Source organism: Rhodococcus sp. IC4_135 (genome assembly GCF_011602025.1).
GTDB classification, from domain to species: Bacteria; Actinomycetota; Actinomycetes; order Mycobacteriales; family Mycobacteriaceae; genus Rhodococcus_F; species Rhodococcus_F baikonurensis.
Genome location: NZ_JAAOLG010000017.1, coordinates 51,715 through 74,025, shown reverse-complemented (window position 1 = coordinate 74,025; position 22,311 = coordinate 51,715). Strand labels below are relative to the sequence as shown.

The following is a 22,311-nucleotide window of genomic DNA, read 5'->3' as shown; positions in this document are numbered from 1 at the left end:
CCATGCGGACTGACATCGTGACGAGTGTCGGGTGTGCGTCCGGCAAGAGCTAGTACGTTCAGGACCAGTAGGACCAGGAGGCTGACGACGATGATTGCCATGTGTACAGCCTGACGGAATGTCCGACACAGCAATAGTGGCAGAAAAGCCAGACTTGGACGATTTTCTGCCACTTCGCCCTTTTTCTGTCACACTCGAAAGATGCTCGCGAAAGTGGTGGTCCCACTGATGCCGATGACCGAGGCGTTCGAACTCGGTGTGGCATGTGAAGTATTCGGCTTCGACCGATCCGACGACGGCCTCCCGACTTACGACTTCTCTCTGATCGCCGCTGTTCCGGGCCCGATCCGAACGCGCTTCGGCTACACCATCGATGTTCCGTACAACCTCGATTCCCTCGACGACGCCGATCTCATCGTCGTTTCCGCCGGCGGAACCTACGACGCAGGCGACGCCTACATGTGTTCACCGAGTCCCGACTCGAGTGTCGATCCCCTGTTGGTCAAACTGCGTGAGGCTGTAGCCCGCGGCGCCAAGGTGGCCAGCCTGTGCACCGGAGCGTTCGTCCTCGGGGCGGCAGGACTCCTGGACGGCAAGCGATGCACGACGCATTGGCGTCACGCAGAAAGGCTGGCGCAGACGTATCCGGAAGCCAAGGTCGATCCGGACGTGCTGTACGTGGACGAGGATCCGGTGTTCACCAGCGCAGGCACCGCGGCTGGAATCGACTTGTGCCTGCACATCGTGCGGAAGGAACAGGGTTCTCGCGTGGCCAACGGCATCGCGAGAAGGATGGTGGTGCCACCCCACCGCGACGGTGGGCAGGCCCAGTACGTCGCCACTCCCCTCACTTCGACGCCGAGTGCAACCCTTGCCCCACTCCTCGATTGGATGACGGAGAATCTCACCCTCGATCTCACTGTCGGTATGGTCGCGGCCCGAGCGAACATGTCCGCTCGCACGTTTGCCCGCCGTTTCCAAGCGGAAACGGGAACGACTCCCGCCCGATGGCTCAGTGATCAACGGGTACTGGCCGCCCAGCAACTCCTGGAGAATTCGGATCTCTCCGTCGATGTCATCGCAGAACGCGTCGGTTTCGGCGGCGGCGCCGTGCTTCGCCAGCACTTCATCCGGCTTCGCTGCACCACGCCCCAGGCCTACCGCCGGACGTTTCGGGCGACCGAGAACGCAAGCTGAAATCGGCTCAGGGAAGAATCAGCGGTTCCGGGGCGTTGCACACACCAACAGCCCGCACAATGGAAAGGACCCCTGTGGCCACCCAGACACTCACCCAGCAGAACTTCGACGAAACGATCAACGGCAGCGACGTCGTCCTCGTGGACTTCTGGGCCTCCTGGTGCGGCCCGTGCCGCCAGTTCGCGCCGACGTTCGAAGCCTCTTCGGAGAAGCACGCCGACGTCGTTCACGCAAAGGTCGACACCGAGGCCGAGCAGGGAATCGCTGCAGCCGCCAACATCCGCTCGATCCCCACGATCATGGCCTTCCGCGAAGGCGTACTCGTGTTCAACCAGGCCGGCGCTCTTCCCGCCGCTCAGCTCGAAGAGCTCGTCACTCAGGTCAAGGCACTCGACATGGACGAGGTCCGCAAGCAGATCGCAGAGCAGACCGCTTCAGCTGAATAGTGAAAAAGAGCGCGCTCTGAATCGAATTCGATTCGGAGCGCGCTCTTTTCGTGGAGAGACTGTCTTGAAGCCGAGTCAGTGAGCCGCGCTGTCCCAGCTTCGACCCGTACCCACCGAAACATCCAGGGGTACCGACAACTCGATGGCTGTGGCCATCTTGTCCTTGACCAGTGCGGTGACTTCCTCCAACTCGGAGGCGACCACTTCGAGCACCAATTCGTCGTGCACCTGCAACAGCATGCGCGACTTCAATCCGGCGTCGGCGAGAGCCTTCTGAACATTGATCATCGCAACCTTGATGATGTCGGCTGCGGTGCCCTGGATCGGCGCATTCAGGGCAGCACGTTCGGCCACCTCACGACGCTGACGGTTGTCGCTGTTGAGGTCCGGCAGGTAGCGACGACGACCGTAGAGCGTCGAGGTGTAACCGTCCTTACGTGCCTGCTCGACCACCGCGTGGAGGTAATCCCGCACGCCGCCGAAGCGAGCGAAGTACGCATCCATCTGCTGCTTCGCTTCTTCGGTCGAAATCTTCAGCTGCGACGCCAAACCGTAGGCACTCAGCCCGTACGCCAGACCGTAAGACATCGCCTTGACCCGGCGCCGCAGTTCAGGTGTTACTTCTTCGATCGGTACCCCGAATGCGCGCGAGCCGACAAAGCTGTGCAGGTCCTCACCGGTGTTGAATGCCTCGATCAGTCCCTCGTCGCCTGACACGTGCGCCATGATGCGCATTTCGATCTGGCTGTAGTCGGCAGTGAGCAGAACGTCGAAACCCTGCCCGACTACGAATCCGTCGCGAATCTCGCGTCCCGCGTCGTTTCGCACCGGGATGTTCTGCAAGTTCGGATCGGTCGACGACAGACGCCCGGTTGCGGCAACCGTCTGGTTGAACGTCGTGTGGATGCGCCCGTCTTCGGCCACGGCCTTGAGAAGACCGTCGACGGTCACCTTCATACGCGTCGCATCACGGTGCGCGAGAAGGTGTTCGAGGAACGGGTGTCCTGTCTTGTCGAACAGACCTTGCAACGCCTCGGCGTCGGTGGTGTAGCCCGTCTTCGTCTTCTTGGTCTTGGGCATGTCCAGTTCTTCGAACAAGACCACCTGCAACTGCTTGGGCGAACCCAGGTTGATCTGCTTGTCGATCACCTCGTACGCGGAATTGGCGGCGTCGGCGACCTGGGAGGCGAAACGGCTCTGAAGATCATGCAGATGCGCGCTGTCGACGGCGATGCCGGTGGCCTCGATCTGGGCGAGCTCGATCGTCAACGGCAGTTCCATGTCGGAGAGCAGCGACTTGGACTCGATCGACTCCAACTCGGTGTCCAGCGCAGCTGCCAAGTCGAGAACGGCCTGAGCGCTGAGCATCGCGGTCTCAGCCGCTTCGGCATCGAGCTGTTCGGTGTCGTCGAGCAGTGAAAGCTGTTCCTGGCCGGATGTTTCGGCGCGAAGTTCGCGCTTGAGGTAGCGGAGCGAGAGGTCGTCGAGGTTGAAGCTGCGCTGACCCGGCCGGACGAGGTATGCGGCCAGAGCGGTGTCGCTGGTCAGTCCACCGAGCGTCCAACCCCGCCCACGCAGAGCGTGGATCGCCCATTTGGCTTCGTGCAGGGCCTTCGGCTGCGATGGGTCGGCGAGCCAATCACCGAGAGCTGCTTCGTCTTCCGGCGTTGCCGTCGATGCCGCGATGTATGCACATTCACCGTCCGAGGCCGCGATCGCGAGCGCAGTGACGTCGCCGGCAAACGGAGTTCTGGTTCCGAGCACCGTCACGCCGTGACGCTCACCGGTTCGCGCGTGGGCGTCGAGCCACGCGGCAACCGCACCCGGGGCGAGTGCGTCGCCGCTGACCTCGAACCCTTCCTCTGCTTCGGGCTCGGACGACGACAGGGTGGCGAACAGCCGATCGCGGAGAACCTTGAACTCGAGATCGTCGAACAACGCATGAATCTTCTCGCGGTCCCACGGAGCCAACACCAACTGCTCAGGCGTGTACGGCAACGGAACGTCGCGAACCATCTCGGTGAGCTGACGGTTGAGCAGGACGTTCGCGAGGTTCTCGCGTAGTGAGTCCCCCACCTTGCCGCGAACCTTGTCCACGTTGTCGACCAGTCCCTGCAGGTCGCCGTACTCACGGATCCACTTGGTTGCGGTCTTCTCGCCGACGCCGGGGATGCCGGGGAGGTTGTCACTCGGGTCGCCGCGCAGGGCAGCAAAATCCGGATACTGCGACGGGCTGAGGCTGTACTTCTCCTCTACCGCAGTCGGCGTGAATCGGGTGAGCTCCGAGACGCCCTTCTTCGGGTAGAGCACAGTGACGTTGTCGGTCACCAACTGCAGCGAGTCGCGGTCACCGGTCACGACGAGAACCCGGTATCCGAGTGCCTCCGCCTGCGTGGTCAACGTGGCGATCACGTCGTCGGCTTCGAAACCTTCCTCGGCCATGACCGGGATGCCCAGCGCGCCGAGAACGTCCTTGGTGATGTCGATCTGGCCCTTGAATTCGTCCGGAGCCTTCGCGCGCTGTGCCTTGTACTCGGGGAACAGGTCGGCGCGAAACGTCTGACGCGACACGTCGAAGGCCGCGGCCAAGTGGGTGGGCTGCTCGTCACGAAGAAGATTGATCAACATCGACGTGAAGCCGTACACCGCGTTGGTGGCCTGACCACTGTGTGTCTTGAAGTTCTCTGCGGGCAGCGCGTAGAAGGCGCGGAACGCCAACGAATGCCCGTCGAGAAGCATCAAGAGAGGGCGATCGTCCGCCTTGCCGGTGGTGCCGGCTGGAGCGGTGGACGTGCTGGACCGAGTTGTGGTTGCGGGGCTCACGGTTCATCAGTCTAGGGATCGCGACCGACATCGACGCCTTCGCCGTTGTTTATGCAGGAACAGACGCAAGAATCGGACAATTGATGCAGCCATTGCCCTTCGATACGGAACCGAAACATCCCGGAAATCTCAGAACCCCATCTGAAGCGAACGGAGCCGTTAGAGTCCGGAAATCGCAGCAACGGAACAATCCCTCTGCTGCGCGGCACCTTTGTCCAGACGCGCTATTCCCGACCCGCTCGGAGGACGTACGTGGCCCCACCCGTAGTGAAACGGCAGACCCTCGCGACACTCAGCCGACTACTGGCCTTTGCATTACTGACGTTCTTCGCATTACTCAGCCTGGCCGGAACTGCTTCGGCTCAGGAACCGACCACTTCCCCTGCACCGCCGACAGCACCGGTTCCCGACAACGCTGTCCCCGTCAGCGGCAATCTCAACAACGGCGGCACACGCCTCGCAGGCGTCACCGTGCGTGCACTCGATTCTTCCGGCACCGAAGTCGCCGCCGGAGAATCGGCATCCAACGGCCGTTGGGAGCTGGCCGTGGCACCGGGCACCTACACCTTCGAGATCGTTGCCGACTCACTCCCCGACGGGGTCAGTGTGCAAGCCGCTGTCGAACGCGAGGTGGTGGCCGGCCGCGCGAACACCGTGATCTTCTCGTTCGGCGAGGTACGTACCGCCTCGAATGTCAGCTTCGGCGAGAAGCTGATTCGCACGACGGTCGACGGCCTGCGGTTCGGCCTCGTGATCGCGATCGCCGGAGTGGGTTTGAGCCTGATCTACGGCACCACGGGCCTGACCAACTTCGCTCACGGCGAGATGGTGACGTTGGGAGCCGTCGCTGCGTGGGTGATCAACACGTCCTTCGGCGTTCCGCTGATTCCGGCCACGATCCTCGCGATCTTGGTCGGCATCGGTATCGGCCTGCTGACCAACGGGATCGTCTGGAAACCACTGCGCAAGCGCAAGACCGGGTTGATCGCACAATTGGTGGTCTCGATCGGTCTCGCGATTTCCCTGCGCTACTTGATCCTGATCTTCTTCTCCGACCGCGCCGAACCGTTCGACGACTACCAGGGCCAGGTCGAGAAGAACTGGGGCCCGATCGCACTGACCGACGCCAACGCGATAGTCATGATCGTCAGTCTGGTCGTCCTGGTCGGCGTCGCCCTTCTCCTGCAGAAAACTCGGATCGGAAAGGCCATGCGCGCTGTCTCCGACAATCGTGACCTCGCCGCGTCCTCGGGAATCAACGTCGAACGCGTGATCATGTTCGTCTGGGGTCTCGGCGGCGGATTGGCCGCCCTCGGCGGTGTGCTGTTCGGTATCTCCGAACTCGGCGGACGCGTCCAGTGGGAAATGGGCTTCAAACTCTTGCTGCTCATGTTCGCCGGAATCACCCTCGGTGGTCTGGGAACCGCGTACGGGGCGCTACTCGGCTGCGTCATCGTCGGACTTCTGGTCCAACTCTCCACGCTCATCATCAACCCCGACCTCAAATACATCGGCGGACTTCTCGTCTTGATCGTGATCCTCGTGGTTCGCCCCCAGGGCATCCTCGGATCCAGACAAAGGATCGGGTGACGAATATGGACATCATGGGAGCTTTCCAGGTTTCCTTCGCCCAGTTGATCGGGCCGTCGGCAATCTTCTACGCACTGCTGGCAATCGGGCTGAACCTGCACTTCGGCTACGCCGGACTGCTCAACTTCGGTCAGATCGGTTTCGCCCTCCTGGGCGGCTACGGCGTCGGCATCATGACCGTGACCTACGACCAGCCGTTGTGGCTCGGCATCCTCGTCGGACTCACCGCAGCCGGTCTCCTCGCACTCGTGCTCGGTATCCCGACGCTGCGTCTGCGCGCCGACTATCTCGCCATCGTCACCATCGCCGCGTCGGAGATCCTGCGTCTGATCTTCCGCTCGACCGCGTCGGATTCGGTGACCGGTTCCACCAACGGCCTGTTCGGTTTCGCAGACCCGTTCACCGCACTGAGCCCCTTCGACTCGGCCAAGCAGTACTCGTTTCTCGGCGTGAAGTTCTACGGAGACGACCTCTGGTCGATGGTCGTGGGATGGACCCTCGTGTTGATCTTGTGCGGATTCGTCTACCTGTTGACGCACAGTCCGTGGGGGCGTGTCCTCAAGGCGGTGCGTGAAGACGAGGACGCAGCGCGATCGTTGGGCAAGAACGTCTTCGTGTACAAGATGCAGGCGCTGGTTCTCGGCGGCGTGATCGGTGGTCTGGCCGGTGTGTTCAACGCCCTGCAGACCAAGTCCATCAACCCGGACTTCTACTCGACCGCGCAGACGTTCTTCGCGTTCGGCGCGCTGATTCTGGGCGGGGCGGCAACGGTATTCGGCCCGGTGGTCGGCGCAATGTTGTTCTGGTTCCTTCTCGCAATCCCTGATGCATTGTTGCGTCAGGCGATCTCCGGCGAAAATCCGCTGCTTTCACTGACGGAACAGCAAGTCGGAGCCACCAGGTATGTCCTGCTCGGGTTGATGATCGCTCTCCTGATGGTCTTCAGACCGCAGGGAATACTGGGTAACAAGCGGGAGGTGCAACTCAATGCTTGACGCCGATACCAGAGCACAGATCTTTGCCGACGTTCCTCACCTTCCCGGGTCGGCGAAACCCGACCCGGTATTGGTCGCTGACCACGTCTCGCGGACGTTCGGCGGTCTCAAGGCTGTCGACGTCGATCACCTCGAGATTCAACGCGGGTGCATCACGGGTCTGATCGGCCCCAACGGTGCTGGAAAAACGACGCTCTTCAACCTCCTCACCGGATTCGACCGGCCGGACACCGGTACGTGGTCGATGGACGGTCAATCGCTGGGCCGCATGTATCCCCACCAGGTAGCCAGGAAAGGAGTGGTACGGACGTTCCAGTTGACCAAGGCGCTCTCCAAACTCACGGTGCTGGACAACGTACGACTGGGTGCCACCGGCCAACGAGGTGAACGCATCTTCGCTTCTCTCGTCCCGTGGATCTGGAAAGGGCAGGAACGCGAGATCACCGAACGCGCCAACGAACTCCTCGCACGATTCAAACTCGACACCAAGGCAGACGACCTCGCCGGTTCACTCTCCGGTGGGCAGCGCAAACTGCTCGAAATGGCTCGCGCACTCATGACCTCTCCCTCGGTGGTGATGCTCGACGAACCGATGGCCGGGGTCAATCCTGCTCTGACGCAAAGCCTGCTCGGACACATCAAGTCACTGCGCGACGACGGAATGACGGTCGTGTTCGTCGAGCACGACATGGACGTGATCCGAGACATCAGCGATTGGGTGGTGGTCATGGCACAGGGCAGCGTCATCGCCGAATCCACCCCGGACGAGCTCTCGTCCAACACTGCCGTCGTCGACGCATATCTGGGCAGCCACCATGACCAGGCCCTCGAGTTCGACGACAACGGAAATCCGATGGGCGAGACGGCCGTTCTGGCCGCCGCTCTGGCTGAAGCCGAGGTCGAAACCCTCGAAACAGGTGGGGATCTGTCGGAGCCCGACATCGACAACCTTCCGGCCGATCTCGCCGCTGCGCTGGAATCGAGTCCCGAGGAACCGCGCGGAAGGCACGAGAAGCCATGAGCGAGAACCAAGCACGTTCACTCACGCCTGCAGAATTCGCCGCGACTGCCGAGGAGCATCAGAGACTGTCGGCCGGTGCCCTGCTCCGCGCCGACAGCCTCGTCGCGGGCTACATTCCGGGCGTCAACATCCTGCGTGAATGCAACTTCTTCCTGAAGGAAGGAGAAATCGTCGGGATCATCGGACCGAACGGCGCAGGCAAATCGACACTCCTGAAATCACTGTTCGGACTGATACCGGTACGCGAAGGGTCGGTCACCCTCCGCGAGGACAACATCACATCTGCGCCCGCCCATGTCCTCGTCCAGAAGGGAGTCGGGTACGTCCCTCAGACGCAGAACGTCTTTCAGACTTTGACTATCGAAGAAAACCTAGAAATGGGGATTTATCTGCGACCCAAGGCATTCGCGGAACGATTCGCCTTCGTGAGTGAACTGTTCCCGCTGCTGAGTGAACGACGAAAGGTGAAGGCCGGTGCACTCTCCGGTGGTGAACGTCAGATGGTCGCCATGGGCCGGGCCCTGATGATGGATCCGTCGGTTCTGCTCCTCGACGAACCGTCCGCGGGTCTGTCCCCGATGTTCCAGGACGAGGTGTTCATCCGCTGCAAGAAGATCAATGCTGCGGGTGTCTCGGTCATCATGGTCGAGCAGAACGCGCGCCGCTGCCTTCAGATCTGCGACCGCGGCTACGTACTCGATCAGGGTAAGAACGCGTACACCGACACCGGCGCCAATCTGATGAACGACCCCAAGGTTATCGAGTTGTACCTGGGAACGCTCGCCGGAAGCAAAGAGAAGTAGGAAGGACACGAGAACGGGCCAGGGTCTGGCGACCCTGGCCCGTTCTCGTCGACTGCTTACTTGCACACCACTTACTTGCCCACGACCACGAATCCTTCTGTGGTCAGCGTGTTCTCAGGGCCGAACTTGAGCTTTCCGTACGAACCGATGGACGGTTCTCCCGAATCGTTGAAGTCCAACTCACCGGTGATGCCGTCGTAGTCGATGTCGGTTCCCGCCTTCACCAACGGCAGGCACTCGACATAGGACGTGCACTTGGTGCCACCTTCGGTGACGCTGTTGATGTTGGCTGCGATGTCGGTACCGGCCGTCGACTTCGCCTGCTCGGCAGCGAGCGCTGAGATCACCACCGCGTCGTACGACTCTCCGGCGTAGTTGAAGTCGATCAGGGAGGGGTTCACAGCCTTCAGACGATCCTGGAAGGCAGCTCCGACGTCCGTCAGGGGCGTAGTTCCCTGCATCGTGTCGAGCAACGGCTTCGCCACGGATTCGCCCAGCGCGTTACCCATGTTGCCGTCCACGCCGTACATCGCCATTCCGTCCGACGGACCGATGCCCACTTCGTGCATGCGCGTGATGATCTTCGCCGACTCTTCGAAGCCCACCAATGCCACTGCATCCGGATTGAAGTTCTTGACCTGATCGACTTCGGAGTTGAACGACTGTGCGTTCGGGTCGTAGATGATCTTCTCGATCTGATCGGACGGGACACCCGAATCGATCAGATTCTTTTCGATGTTGTCCGCCAGACCCGTCCCGTACGGGTCGTTGAGGGCCATGATCGCTACGCGCTGACCACCATCGTCCGAAATGAGCTGTGCGACGGCCTGAGCCTGCAGTACGTCCGTCGGAGCGGTGCGGAAGTACATGCCCTTGTCGGGGTAGCAAACGAATTGGTCCGAGGTGTTGGCGGGCGAGAACATCACGACGCCTGCGCTGGCGATCTTGTCGATCACCTTGAGCGAGACCGACGACGACGCGGCGCCGACGATGACCTGAGTGCCTGCAGCCAATTCGCGGTCGACGGTGGTGTTGGCGGTGTCCGTTGTGGTGTCACCCGAATCGCCGGGAATCAGCTGGACCGGTTGGCCGAGAACGCCTCCGGCTGCGTTGACGTCGTTGACTCCCAGCTGGGTGCCCGCGACCATCGGCGGCCCGAGAAACGACAAGCTGCCGGTGTCGGGAAGAAGCGTGCCGATGCGCAGTGCTTCCGTGGACGGGGTGGCGCCGGCCTTGGCCTGCTCCGGGGTGCAATCGGTCGTGACGGATGTCGTCGCGGCAGAAGCGCCGGACGTAGAGCCACTCGAAGACGAGTCATCCGACTTGTCCGAGCTACAGCCTGCAAGTGCCAGTGATGCCGCGCCGAGAACTGCAGCAGTACGCACAAGTGTTCGTCTAGCCATCCCACGCTCCTAAGATCAGCCGGTGCTCGCGCCACCCGAACTGGCGCTCGCTGTGGGATCAGACGCTAGACCTTGGAACCGTTTCGCGATCCGTCAAGAAAGCCCTGTGACCTGACTGTTATCTGAAGGCGCACAGTGTTTACACGGCTGTAGCGCTGCGCGAGGTTTCGAACGTCGACGCAGCTGCTCGATACAGCCGGGTTCCGGACACTTCGCTCAAGCGTCCGGTTCACCGCCCAGGGTTTCCAGCACGACCTGTGCGACGGCCTTCATCGTGGAACGCCTGTCCATCGCCGCGCGCTGGATCCACTTGAACGCCTCGGGTTCGGTGAGCGCTTGGCGAACCATCAGAACACTCTTGGCACGCTCGATCAGCTTGCGTGCTTCGAGCCGGTCGGACAGATCGGCGACCTCACGCTCGAGCGCCGTCACCTCTCGGAAACGACTGACCGCCAATTCGACGGCGGGAACGAGGTCACTGATGGAGAACGGCTTGACCAAGTAAGCCATGGCGCCGGCATCGCGCGCGCGCTCCACCAACTCGCGCTGACTGAACGCTGTGAGAATGACAACAGGAGCGATGCGTTTGGCGGCAATCTCCGAAGCGGCGTCGATGCCGTCTCTCCTGGGCATCTTCACGTCCATGATGACCAGATCAGGCTTGAGCGACTCGGCCAACTCCACCGCGACCTGCCCGTCGCCGGCCTCACCGACGACGTCGTAGCCCTCTTCGCGAAGCATCTCGACCAGATCCATGCGGATCAACGCCTCGTCTTCAGCGACGACAACACGACGGGGTGCGAGCTGATTGCCTTGCGGCTGCGGCGAATTCATGGCCACCATCCTCCTCCATCGAACCGCCCCGACACGAGACGCGAACGATTAGAGGGTACCGGTGTTTGACATTGAAATCGCATCTTCTAATGTAGTCATCGCAACAAGCCCTCGTATCCCAATTGGCAGAGGAAACGGATTCAAAACCCGTCCAGTGTGAGTTCGAGTCTCACCGAGGGCACCACCTGCCGCAGCCGCCGTACCGCAAGGTTCGGCATTCGGCTGTACCCCAGATCAACCGCAGCTAGATTCGATCCATGAACGGTCGTCGGCTGATTGCTCTGCTCGGAGCAATCTTTATCTTCGTGCTGCTCTCCGGGTGTCAGACTGACGACCAATTCGACACCGCCCGCGAATCCAACACTGTCCGCGAATCCAACACTGCCGGCGAATCTTCCACCCAGACCGTCCTCGATGCTGCAACACAGACCGGCACCCTTCAGGTCGGATCCCCTCCGGTCGATGCCCCATCCACCGAGATCTCCATGCTTCCCCCGTTGCCGAACGACACGGAGATCCCTTCACCGAATCCGCGCGTCGAGGTGACCGAGATCGACGTGACCGATCACGATGGTTTCACTCGCATCACCTATCGCTTCGACGGAAGCGGATCTGTGTTCTGGAAAGCCGAATATGTCAGTGAAGCGATCCGAGCGGGTGACAGCACAGTCGTGGACGTCGGTAGTCGATCGATACTTCAGGTCGATCTGATGGGAGTCCAATCGGATTCCGTGCTCGACTCTGTATCGCACGAGGGCGCGAGTATCACGCGTATGGACAGTTCAGCGGTGAACAATACGATCCTGCAGTCGTTTGTCGGGACGGTCGACATCCGTCCGACGTACACGGTGTCGACATCCGATTCACCGTCCCGGTTGACGGTCGACATCCCCGCAGTCGACAACTGACATTGACTACCCAATTGTGCTTCCAGCGCAGGCATCCCGGCGCAGCCGTCGTCAACTGCCGTAATCCGGTTGTCGAGGGTCGGCTGAATCTCCGTCTCGAAACCGAGGTCTCACAATCGGTCCGAGGCGATTGTGGGACCGGTCCCACACGACTGTCATGATCCTCATGCCCGAACTGCTGCTGCCCGAACTGCTGCTGCCAGTGTTTGTTCCAGCAGGACGGCAACCGTCATGGGGCCGACGCCACCCGGCACCGGTGTGATCGCGCCGGCATGAGGGAGCGCGGCGACGTACTCCACGTCTCCGACGTTGCCCTCGTTGTACCCCGCATCGATCACCACTGCCCCAGGCTTGATCCACGCCCCTTTGATCAGTTCCGGAACGCCGACAGCGGCGATGACGACGTCTGCCGTACCGACGTGTGCGGCAAGGTCGACGGTTCGCGAATGGCAGTACGTCACTGTCGCGTCCCGACGCAGGAGCAGCATCCCCATCGGCAATCCGAGTATCGGGCTTCGGCCGACCACGACGGCATGCTTTCCGGCGAGTTCGACGCCTGTGGCGTCGAGCAGGCGCAGGATGCCACTCGGGGTACACGATTCGAATCCCCCACCGTTCAAGGCCATTGCCGCGAACGAAGCCGAGGTAACGCCGTCGACGTCCTTGTCGGCCGAGATCGCGTCGAACGCGACCCGCTCGTCGATATGGACCGGCACCGGATGCTGCAGCAGTATGCCGTCGACCACAGGATCATCCGACAACGCTCTCAGCACGTCGACGAGTTCTTCGGTGGTTGTACTCACCGGGAGTTCGACCGTCCGCGACGTCATTCCAACGGCGACAGACCGATTGGCCTTCATCCGCACATAGGCCTTCGACGCCGGGTCCGCTCCCACGATGACGGCGGCCAGGCAAGGAACGTGCCCCGTCTCATCACGAAACTGCCTGGTGCGCACCGACAAGTCCGCGAGCGCAGCATCGGCAATTGCGCGTCCGTCGATAACTCGAGCGGGCGCGTTCTGGCTGGGCAGATTTCCGGTAGACAGATTTCCGGTAGGCAGTTTTTCAGTAGACAGCTTTTCAGTAGACATGGATCCCCTTCACACAAGATGTGTGAAGCACCCAGGCGGTCGATGCCTCGCGATGTGCACTCCCCGGTGGTAATTCCCACCCGCGCCAGTCGTGCATGGTCAGCGTACCGCGCGTTTGTTTCACTGCCACGAAACGCATCCAGAACGCCGCTCTCAAAACGAGACAAATCGACAGTACCTATCAATAGGTAACGATCTGACCTGCAGTTATTCCATCCTAAGCAATTAGATGGCACGATGGGGGCAACCGCACGGGCACCAAGCATTGGAGGCACCGATGGACAACGGCAAGATCAACCTGACCTATGACGGTCGGGTGTCACTGAGCTTCCAATTGGCGATTCCGCACGCACCGGACAAGGTCTGGAAGGTCATAACGGAACGCGAGTACCTCGACGCCTGGTTCCCGGCGGACGTCGACTTCAATCTCACTCCAGGCGCGGATCTGCTGTTCAAGGTGACACCGGAACAAGTCGAGCGATTCGGACTGCCCGCAGATCATGTGACGCGCGGGACGGTCATCAGCGTCCACCCGCACCGAATTCTCGAATTCCTCTGGGACGCAGATACTCTGCATTGGGAACTGGCGCCGGACGGCACCGGCGGCTGTTGGCTGACCCTCACCCACACGATGGAAGACGAAGAGTCGGCGTACGCCCACGCCGCCGGTTGGCACGCGGGCTTGGAAGTTGTTGCGGCCCAGCTCGATGGACGCGAGGTCGACTGGTCTCCGTGGGACCGAGCCGACGAACTCTCACCGCAATATCGCAAGTCTGCTTGATTCTGGGCCCGAGTTCAGTCTCGGGCCCGCTTCTCATTCCCCTTTACGCGGGAAATGCCTGATCATTCCTTCTTGGACCACCGTCGCCAACAGCAGTCCTTCCACCGAGAAGTACCGTCCGGTTGCCAGACCGCGCGAACCTGCGGCGACCGGCGATTCGGTGGCGTACAGAACCCAGTCGGTGAACCGGAACGGGCGATGGAACCAGATCGAATGATTGACCGTCGCCGCGACGATACGATCATGACCCCAGGACAAACCATGAGTGGTCAGAATCGAATCGAGCACGGTGGTGTCGGACGAATATGCCAGCGTCGCAGCGTGAATGAGCGAATCGTCCGGCAGATCACCGTCGGGGCGCATCCACACCCGATTGTGGTTGAGTTTCTCGCCGGTGTCCTTGAGGATCCACGCCGGATCGTTGGCGTACCGCATGTCGATCGGCTTGAGCGCTGCACTGAAATGCGGCAGCTTCTCCTCGTACCCCACTAGATGATCGCCGATGGGAGGCAACGACTCCGGAAGTGGAACATCCGGAATCTCGACAGCATGGTCGAGCCCCTTGCCGGAGTCCTGAAATGCCGCGAGCATCACGAACAATTCGTTCTCACCCTGATAGGCCGTCACCTGGCGATTGGCGAATGCCCTCCCGTCGCGATGACGCTCCACCCGGTAGTCGATAGGCGCCTTGACATCTCCGCCCCGAATGAAGTGGGCGTTCACGGCATGGATGGGGCGATCACCATCGACGGTCCGTCCGGCGGCCATCAGTGCCTGAGACACCAACTGACCGCCGAACGTCCGCGAACCTACCTGCTTCGGGTGGTATCCACGGAACGCGTCTTCACCGATCTGCTCCAGATCCAACAGACCGAGGAGAGTACCGAGGTCGGCGGACGCGTTCGCGTGGGTCACTCAGTGGTCCTCTTCGCCGATGCGGTGGACGTGAATGAGGTTGGTGGAGCCGACAGTTCCCGGAGGGGACCCGGCAACGATCACCACGAGGTCGCCCTTGACGTACCGCCCGAGAGAGAGCAATGCACTGTCCACCTGACGCACCATCTCGTCGGTGGTGGCCACCGCATCGACCAGGAACGTCTCGGTTCCCCATGTCAGCGTCAGTTGACTGCGCACAGCGGGCAGCGGCGTGAAGGCGAGCAACGGCAGCGGCGTGTGCAGACGAGCCAGTCGACGCACCGTGTCACCGGACTGAGTGAACGCAACCAAGGCCTTGGCGTCGAGACGTTCGCCGATGTCGCGTGCGGCGTACGAGATGACACCGCGCTTGGTGCGCGGGACGTGGGTCAGCGGTGGGACACGGGTTGATTCGTTCTCGACGGCCTCGACGATGCGGGCCATGGTGCGAACGGTTTCCATGACGTACTTGCCCACCGAAGTCTCGCCCGAGAGCATGACTGCATCCGCGCCGTCGAGAACGGCGTTGGCGACATCGGACGCCTCTGCACGAGTCGGACGTGAGTTCTCGATCATCGATTCGAGCATCTGCGTGGCGACGATGACCGGCTTCGCGTTCTCACGAGCAATCTGGATTGCGCGCTTCTGAACGAGCGGGACCTGCTCGAGCGGCAACTCGACACCGAGGTCACCGCGGGCGACCATGACGGCGTCGAACGCGAGCACGATGGCTTCGAGATTGTCGATGGCCTCGGGCTTCTCGAGCTTCGCGATGACGGGAACGCGGCGCCCGACTCGATCCATGATGGCGTGAACCAATTCGACATCCGCGGGTGAGCGAACGAAGGACAGTGCAATGAAGTCGACGCCCAGCTTGAGCGCAAACTCGAGGTCGGCAATGTCCTTGCCCGACAGGGCTGGAACGGAGACGTTCATACCGGGCAGTGAGAGGCCCTTGTTGTTGCTGACCGGACCGCCTTCGGTGACCCGACAGACGACGTCGTTGCCGTCGATGGACGTGACGACCAGGCCGACCTTTCCGTCGTCGACCAGAAGTCGATCGCCGGCCTTGGCGTCGCGCGCCAATTCCTTGTACGTGGTGCCGACGCGATCGTGCGTTCCCTCGACGTCGTCGACGGTGATACGAACTTCTTCGCCGTTGGCCCAGGTGGTCCGCTCGTCCTTGAATCGGCCGAGGCGAATCTTGGGTCCCTGAAGGTCGGCGAGAACACCGACGGCCTTTCCGGTGGCGTCCGACGCGGCGCGGACGCGAATGTAGTTTTCTTCGTGATCGGCATGCTCGCCGTGGCTGAAGTTGAGGCGAGCCACGTCCATGCCGCTCTCCACGAGCTCACGGATGCGGTCGCCAGAAGCTGTCGCAGGTCCAAGTGTGCATACAATTTTTGTCCGTCGGTTCACGGCTCGAGCCTAGTCGCTACCCCACCGCACTTCTATCCGGCATTTGCGACCTGCGCTTTCTGTACTTACTCGATTCAGTTGTTCAGCTTACGAACAGCGGAAATGCCTTTGGATGAACTGGAGCGGGAAGCTCAGACTCGCCTGTGAGATACACGTCGACGGCACGTGCGGCCGACCGTCCTTCGGCAATCGCCCAGACGACGAGTGACGCCCCGCGATGCGCGTCGCCGCAGACGAATACACCAGGCGTCCGGGTCTGCCACCTGACATCACACTCGATTCGGCCGAGTGGATCGGTGCCGACATCAAGGTCGGTGAGCAGCGGGGCGGTTTCGACGCCCTCGAAACCGAGCGCGAGTAGGACCATCTCGCACGCCAGATCCGTCGTGTCGCCGGTCTCCACCAGGGTCCGTTGTCCGTTCGCCCCTCGTGACACGGCTACCGGAACCATCCGGATTGCACGGACCGCACCCTCGCCGTCGTCGAGAAATTCCTGCGCCGCCCATCGGAACCGTTTGTCACTGCCCTCCTCGTCTGCCGGCGAGGTGCGCAGGACCCGCGGCCACAGCGGCCATGGGTCGCGATCTCGATCGCGGCGTGCCGGAGGTGGGACGTGGTAATCCAATTCCGCCACCGAGAGGCCGCCCTGGCGATGCACGGTGCCGATGCAGTCGGCGGCCGTGTCACCGCCACCGATGATCACGACGTTCTTACCTCGTGCCGAGATGCTCGACGCGCCGTCCCCCTCGCATTCGCGGTTGGCCGCACGCAGGTACGTCATCGCACGGTGGATTCCGCGAAGTCCACGACCCGGTACGTCGGTGTCTCTGGCACGATCGGCCCCTACCGCCAGGACCACCGCCTCGAAATCCGTCAGCAGGTCGTGCGCGCTCACGTTCACTCCGACGGCGCAGTCGGTGACGAATCTGGTCCCTTCGGCGGTCAGTTGGTCCAGCCGCCGGTTGATCAAGGCCTTGGGCAACTTGAATTCCGGAATTCCGTAGCGAAGCAGTCCCCCGATCCGATCGCTCCGCTCGAACACCGTGACACTATGTCCGGCTCGTGTCAGTTGTTGAGCCGCAGCAAGTCCCGCCGGTCCCGAACCGACTACAGCGACACGATGTCCGCTGTGACCTACAGGTCCCTGCGGCCCCAACCAACCCGACTCCCAGGCGTTGTCGACGATTGCCTGTTCGATGCGCTTGATGGTGACGCCTCCCGACGTGTGCTCGTCGTCGAGTGCGAGAACGCACGCCGTTTCGCACGGAGCGGGGCACAGATGTCCGGTGAACTCGGGGAAATTGTTGGTGGAATGCAGATTCTCCGAAGCTTCGGACCACCGTCCACGCCGAACGAGGTCGTTCCATTCCGGGATGAGATTGCCGAGCGGACACCCGACGTCGGCCGAATGACAGTACGGCACAGCGCAGTCCATGCAGCGCGAGGCCTGTGAAGATACGCCTCGATTTCGCACGACGGGATCCAGCGACTCGTATACCGACGCCCAGTCGCCGACACGCACTTCGGTCGATCTGGTCGGTGTGCCGGATCGTTCCACATTGAGGAACCCGCGTGGGTCAGGCATGGGCCGGCTCCACCAGTTCGTTCTCTTCCACGACCTTTTGATAATCGACAGGTAAAACTTTGGTGAATCTCGGACTCTGGCCAACCCAGTCCTCGAGAAGTTCTGCCGCCACCGGCGAGCCGGTCGCAGCCACATGCTCGCCGAGAATTTCGACCAGCTGACTACAGTCTTCCGTCGAAGGCCGCTCCAGAACGACCATGTCGCAGTTGACCTTCTCTGCTTTCACGTCGAGTACGAAAGCAATTCCGCCGGACATTCCTGCAGCAAGGTTCCTACCAGTTGGGCCGATTATGACGACGCGGCCTCCGGTCATGTACTCACACGCATGGTCGCCGACGCCTTCCACCACAGCGACCGCGCCCGAGTTGCGCACCGCGAATCGTTCCCCGACACGCCCCCGGACATAGAGTGCACCGCTCGTAGCGCCGTACAGCAGAGTATTGCCGGCAATGACCTGCTCCTCGGCCACGAAGGGTGCATCCTCACTCGGCCGAATCACAATTCGTCCACCGGAGAGACCCTTCCCCACGTAATCGTTTGCATCGCCGACTACGACCAGCGAGATGCCGGGCGGCAGGAACGCACCGAGCGACTGGCCTGCCGTTCCGCTGAGCACGATGTCGATGGTGCCTTCGGGTAGCCCGCCAGCGCCGTAGCGTCTGGTCACCTCAGCGCCCAGCCTCGTTCCCACCGCCCGGTCCGTATTGTGTACTGGCAGTTCGATATGCACGGGTCGAGCGTCCTCGAGAGAGTTCGCGGCGAACTCGATCAGGGTGCCTTCGAGTTCGCTCGAAACAGGTACACACGGCTGGTAGGCCGTGCCGGCCGGCGCGGCCGGAACGCCGAAGATTGGTGAGAGGTCCAACGTCCGACTCTTCCAATGCGCCACCGCCGGAGACATTTCCAATACGTCTGCGTGCCCCAGCGCATCGTCGATACTTCGAAACCCCAGTTCTGCCAACAACCGTCGTACGTCGTCGGCGATGAAGCGAAAGAAGTTCTCGACGTACTCCGGCCGGCCCGTGAATCGCTCGCGCAGTTCGGGATTCTGCGTCGCTACTCCGACGGGGCAGGTGTCGAGGTGACATACCCGCATCATGACGCAGCCGGCCGCGATGAGTGGCGCCGTGGAAAACCCGTACTCCTGTGCCCCCAGCAACGCGGCGACGACGACGTCCCGCGCCGTGCGCAAACCCCCGTCACACTGGACGACGATCCGATCGCGTAACCCGTTGAGCACCAGAGTCTGCTGAGTTTCGGCCAGCCCGATCTCCCACGGCGTACCGGCGTGGTGGATGGACGAGAGCGCCGCCGCGCCCGTCCCCCCGTCATGACCGGAGATCAGCACCACGTCGGCGTGCGCTTTGGCCACACCAGCTGTAACAGTCCCGACTCCGACTGCGCTGACCAACTTCACGTGTATCCGCGCACGATCGTTTGCGCATCTGAGGTCGTAGATCAATTGGGCGAGATCCTCGATCGAATAGATGTCGTGGTGCGGGGGCGGAGAAATCAGCCCGACTCCAGGCGTCGAGTACCGGGTTTCCGCGATCCACGGGTACACCTTGGACCCCGGAAGCTGCCCTCCTTCACCGGGTTTGGCACCTTGGGCCATCTTGATCTGAATGTCGGTGGCATTGACCAGGTAATCGCTGGTCACCCCGAAGCGCCCACTCGCGACCTGCTTGACAGCGCTACGACGCTTGTCGTCACGCAACCGCTCCGGTGACTCTCCGCCCTCACCGGTGTTGGAACGTCCGCCGAGAGCATTCATCGCAACCGCCATCGTCTCGTGCGCCTCGGCAGAGAGGGAACCGTAGCTCATCGCGCCGGTGTTGAATCGAGCGAGAATCATCTCGACGGGTTCGACCTGATCGAGCGGAATCGGCGAACGAATCCCACGCCGAAATCGAAACAGCCCCCGAAGTGTTCCGCCCTGCGCACTCAGTCGATCGACTTCGTCGCTGTAGCGACGAAACATCTCACTTCGCCCTGTCCGGGTCGCATGCTGGAGAAAGAACACGGACTCGGGTGTGAACACATGCAATTCACCACCGCGGCGATACCGGAACTCTCCGCTGCTACTCAACTGCCGATGCTGCACCGCGCGATACGTGGCCGCGTGACGCATCAGAACTTCTCGCGCGACTTCGGTGATACCGATTCCGCCGATCCGGCTTCGTGTGTTGCAGAAGTACGTGTCGATCAAAGCCCGGCCCAAACCCACGGCCTCGAATACCTGAGCGCCGGTGTAGGAGTGAACCGTGGCTATGCCCATTTTCGACATCACCTTGAGCACTCCGGAATTCGTTGCTCTCAGATAGTTCTCCGATGCCGTCTTCGGATCTGTCCCGGGAAGCTCGCCTTGCTCGCTGAGTGCCTCCACGGATTCGAGAGCAAGATAGGGATGAACAGCCGCCGCACCGTATCCGATCAGGAGCGCGATGTGATGAAGTTCGCGGGCATCTCCTGATTCGACGACGAGTGACACCTTGGTCCGCAGGCCATGACGAACGAGATCGTGGTGCACGGCCGATACTGCGAGGAGCGACGGAATGGGAGCCTGGTCTGGGCCCGATCCACGGTCGGAGATCACGAGAATCTCGATACCGTCGACGGCGGCAGTTCGGGCAGACTCCCGAAGCCTCTCGATACCCTCGGCCAGACCGCCCCGAACATCGAACAGTCCCGGTAGGACAAAGCATGTCGGAGTTCGAGGGCCGTGGAGTTCGGTGATCTTCTTCATGACCACCGGCCCGATCACCGGCTTGTGCAGAACGATCCTCCGACACGAGCGGGCAGATGCTTCGAACAAGTTCTGCTCGGTACCGAGCGTGGTTGCGAGAGTCGTGACAACCTGCTCGCGAATCGCATCCAATGGCGGGTTCGTCACCTGCGCGAAGAGCTGGACGAAATAGTCGTACAACAGCTTCGGCCGATCCGAGAGAACAGCCAGGGGTGTGTCGACACCCATCGATCCCAACGGCTCCGATCCTGAGCGAGCCATTGGAAGGAGAACTTCCTGCAAGTCCTCTGCCTGGTATCCGAAGAGCAGTTGCCTCTGCAACAGCGGAGCCGGATCGCCTCGGGCAGGTCCAGACACGGGGATCTCCTCGAGATCGACCAATCCTCCGTCGACCCAGCCCCGGTAGGGTGCTGTGCTCGCGAGTTCGGATTTGATCTCCGCATCGGAAACGATGCCACGGCGAGCGGTGTCGACGAGGAACATGCGTCCCGGTTCGAGGCGCCCCTTCTCCAATACCTCGGAAGTCGGAGCGTCGAACACACCGCTCTCACTGGCCAGCACGATACGGCCGTTCTTCATCCGCCACCACCGCCCTGGGCGAAGACCGTTGCGATCCAACACCGCCCCGACGACGGTGCCATCGCTGAAAGTCACGGACGCCGGACCGTCCCACGGTTCCATCAGGCAAGCATGAAATTGGTAGAAGGCCCTCATCTCGTCCGGCATCGAAGAATCGTTCTCCCAGGCACCGGGAATCATCATCGCGATGGCGTGCTGCATGCTGCGGCCCCCGAGGGACAAGAGCTCGAGCACTTCGTCTAACGACGCCGAGTCGGATCCGCCCGGGGTGCAGATCGGAAACAGGCGAGCGATGTCCCCATGGAGCAGTGCGCTTCGCAGCATCGGCTCGCGAGCGCGCATCCAATTCCTGTTTCCCACAATCGTGTTGATCTCGCCGTTGTGAGCGATGCAGCGATACGGCTGTGCGAGTGGCCACGAGGGAAATGTGTTCGTGGAGTATCTACTGTGCACGACGGCCAAGGCAGTTCGCATCCTGCCGTCACGGAGGTCGGTGAAGTATCCGGGCAACTGCGCCGGCGTGAGCATGCCTTTGTACACGATCGTTCGAGCTGACAACGAGGGGAAATACACCGCGGCCCCGTCCTGGTCGATCCGTTCGACTTGCCTCCTGAGCGCAAACACTCGTCGGTCCAAGGCAATTCCGCCCACACTGCGCTCTCGTGGCTCGGCGCACGTCACAAAACACTGGCTGATGTACGGAGCACACTGCGCGGCAACGGTTCCGACGCAGTCGCTCTCGACCGGCACCTCTCGCCACCCGATAATCCGCAGTCCTTCTTCCGCTGCGTACCGGTCTATCCGGACCAGCGCGCAGTCACGTGCTTCCTGATCCACCGGAAGAAAGCAGTTTCCGGCTGCGTAGGTGTTCTCACCCATCGCATTGGGTGGTGGAAGCTCGAACTCGGTCACCGCGTCGAATAACTCCGTCGGCAGCTGAATCAGGATCCCCGCGCCGTCACCGCTGTTGGATTCGCGCCCGGCTGCGCCACGGTGGGTGAGATTTCCCAGGACCGCGATTGCCTCGTCGACAATGGAATGCGCGCGGCGTCCAGAGGTGTCTGCTACCAGGGCTACACCACATGAATCGGTTTCCTGATCGGGGTCGTACAGGCCTCGAGGATCAGGTATTCGAGAAAACGGCACTCGGCGACCTCCACGCGGACATGCAGCCG

At 61.7% G+C, this 22,311-nt stretch carries 16 protein-coding genes, 1 tRNA gene and 1 riboswitch; of the genes, 9 read left to right on the top strand and 8 right to left on the bottom strand.

The annotated features are described in order from the left end of the window. Positions 1 to 201: 201 nt before the first annotated feature. Positions 202 to 1,197, top strand: a complete 996-nt coding sequence (locus G8767_RS24715) for a helix-turn-helix domain-containing protein (RefSeq protein WP_166812383.1) — start codon at positions 202 to 204, stop codon at positions 1,195 to 1,197. Between the two features lie 74 nt (positions 1,198 to 1,271). Next, positions 1,272 to 1,643 carry a thioredoxin gene (gene trxA / locus G8767_RS24710; RefSeq protein ID WP_003944106.1) on the top strand — a complete coding sequence of 124 codons (372 nt, stop codon included), beginning with the start codon at positions 1,272 to 1,274 and terminating at the stop codon, positions 1,641 to 1,643. A 75-nt stretch (positions 1,644 to 1,718) separates the two neighbouring features. On the opposite strand, the gene polA is transcribed toward trxA, so the two are convergent. Next, positions 1,719 to 4,466 (bottom strand): DNA polymerase I, encoded by a 2,748-nt coding sequence (gene polA / locus G8767_RS24705; RefSeq protein ID WP_095973345.1) that lies wholly within the window; start codon positions 4,464 to 4,466, stop codon positions 1,719 to 1,721. Between the two features lie 303 nt (positions 4,467 to 4,769). On the opposite strand from polA, the gene G8767_RS24700 reads away from it, so the two are divergent. The 4 genes from G8767_RS24700 to G8767_RS24685 are packed head-to-tail and all read left to right on the top strand — an operon-like array spanning position 4,770 to position 8,875. Further along, positions 4,770 to 6,056 carry a branched-chain amino acid ABC transporter permease gene (locus G8767_RS24700; RefSeq protein ID WP_206029749.1) on the top strand — a complete coding sequence of 429 codons (1,287 nt, stop codon included), beginning with the start codon at positions 4,770 to 4,772 and terminating at the stop codon, positions 6,054 to 6,056. A 5-nt stretch (positions 6,057 to 6,061) separates the two neighbouring features. Further along, positions 6,062 to 7,051 (top strand): branched-chain amino acid ABC transporter permease, encoded by a 990-nt coding sequence (locus tag G8767_RS24695; RefSeq protein WP_003944088.1) that lies wholly within the window; start codon positions 6,062 to 6,064, stop codon positions 7,049 to 7,051. Further along, entirely contained in the window at positions 7,044 to 8,072 is a 1,029-nt protein-coding gene (locus G8767_RS24690) for an ABC transporter ATP-binding protein (RefSeq protein WP_166812381.1), read from the top strand. Before G8767_RS24695 ends, G8767_RS24690 begins: the two co-directional genes overlap by 8 nt. After that, positions 8,069 to 8,875, top strand: a complete 807-nt coding sequence (locus G8767_RS24685) for an ABC transporter ATP-binding protein (RefSeq protein WP_166812379.1) — start codon at positions 8,069 to 8,071, stop codon at positions 8,873 to 8,875. Before G8767_RS24690 ends, G8767_RS24685 begins: the two co-directional genes overlap by 4 nt. Before the next feature lie 71 nt (positions 8,876 to 8,946). Here the strand turns inward: G8767_RS24685 and G8767_RS24680 are convergent, their stop codons facing one another. Together G8767_RS24680 and G8767_RS24675 are read right to left on the bottom strand one after the other, a co-directional pair. Next, positions 8,947 to 10,278, bottom strand: a complete 1,332-nt coding sequence (locus G8767_RS24680; RefSeq protein ID WP_003944031.1) for an ABC transporter substrate-binding protein — start codon at positions 10,276 to 10,278, stop codon at positions 8,947 to 8,949. A gap of 216 nt (positions 10,279 to 10,494) precedes the next feature. Continuing rightward, positions 10,495 to 11,112: an ANTAR domain-containing response regulator gene (locus G8767_RS24675; protein ID WP_003944029.1), complete on the bottom strand. Its 618-nt coding sequence runs from the start codon at positions 11,110 to 11,112 to the stop codon at positions 10,495 to 10,497. A gap of 107 nt (positions 11,113 to 11,219) precedes the next feature. Here G8767_RS24675 and G8767_RS24670 point away from each other — a divergent pair. Then, positions 11,220 to 11,296 (top strand) — tRNA-Leu (locus G8767_RS24670). 73 nt (positions 11,297 to 11,369) lie between these two features. Next, entirely contained in the window at positions 11,370 to 12,020 is a 651-nt protein-coding gene (locus G8767_RS24665; protein WP_166812377.1) for a hypothetical protein, read from the top strand. A gap of 164 nt (positions 12,021 to 12,184) precedes the next feature. Here G8767_RS24665 and G8767_RS24660 read toward each other — a convergent pair whose 3' ends face one another. Continuing rightward, positions 12,185 to 13,096 (bottom strand): tetrahydrofolate dehydrogenase/cyclohydrolase catalytic domain-containing protein, encoded by a 912-nt coding sequence (locus G8767_RS24660; protein WP_166812436.1) that lies wholly within the window; start codon positions 13,094 to 13,096, stop codon positions 12,185 to 12,187. Positions 13,097 to 13,133: 37 nt separating this feature from the next. Further along, a riboswitch (ZMP/ZTP riboswitch) is annotated at positions 13,134 to 13,214 on the bottom strand. A gap of 174 nt (positions 13,215 to 13,388) precedes the next feature. Here G8767_RS24660 and G8767_RS24655 point away from each other — a divergent pair. Further along, positions 13,389 to 13,892, top strand: coding sequence for an SRPBCC domain-containing protein (locus tag G8767_RS24655; protein ID WP_003944006.1), 504 nt, complete (start codon positions 13,389 to 13,391; stop codon positions 13,890 to 13,892). 33 nt (positions 13,893 to 13,925) lie between these two features. Here the strand turns inward: G8767_RS24655 and G8767_RS24650 are convergent, their stop codons facing one another. From G8767_RS24650 to gltB, 4 genes are all read right to left on the bottom strand, one after another. Next, positions 13,926 to 14,807, bottom strand: a complete 882-nt coding sequence (locus tag G8767_RS24650) for an acyl-CoA thioesterase II (protein ID WP_166812375.1) — start codon at positions 14,805 to 14,807, stop codon at positions 13,926 to 13,928. Further along, positions 14,808 to 16,226 (bottom strand): pyruvate kinase, encoded by a 1,419-nt coding sequence (gene pyk / locus G8767_RS24645; RefSeq protein ID WP_003944038.1) that lies wholly within the window; start codon positions 16,224 to 16,226, stop codon positions 14,808 to 14,810. Positions 16,227 to 16,308: 82 nt separating this feature from the next. Continuing rightward, complete coding sequence (locus G8767_RS24640) at positions 16,309 to 17,811, bottom strand: glutamate synthase subunit beta (protein WP_166812373.1); 1,503 nt, start codon at positions 17,809 to 17,811, stop codon at positions 16,309 to 16,311. Continuing rightward, entirely contained in the window at positions 17,804 to 22,282 is a 4,479-nt protein-coding gene (gene gltB, locus G8767_RS24635; protein WP_166812370.1) for a glutamate synthase large subunit, read from the bottom strand. The genes G8767_RS24640 and gltB overlap by 8 nt, the downstream gene beginning before the upstream one ends. Positions 22,283 to 22,311 lie beyond the last annotated feature (29 nt).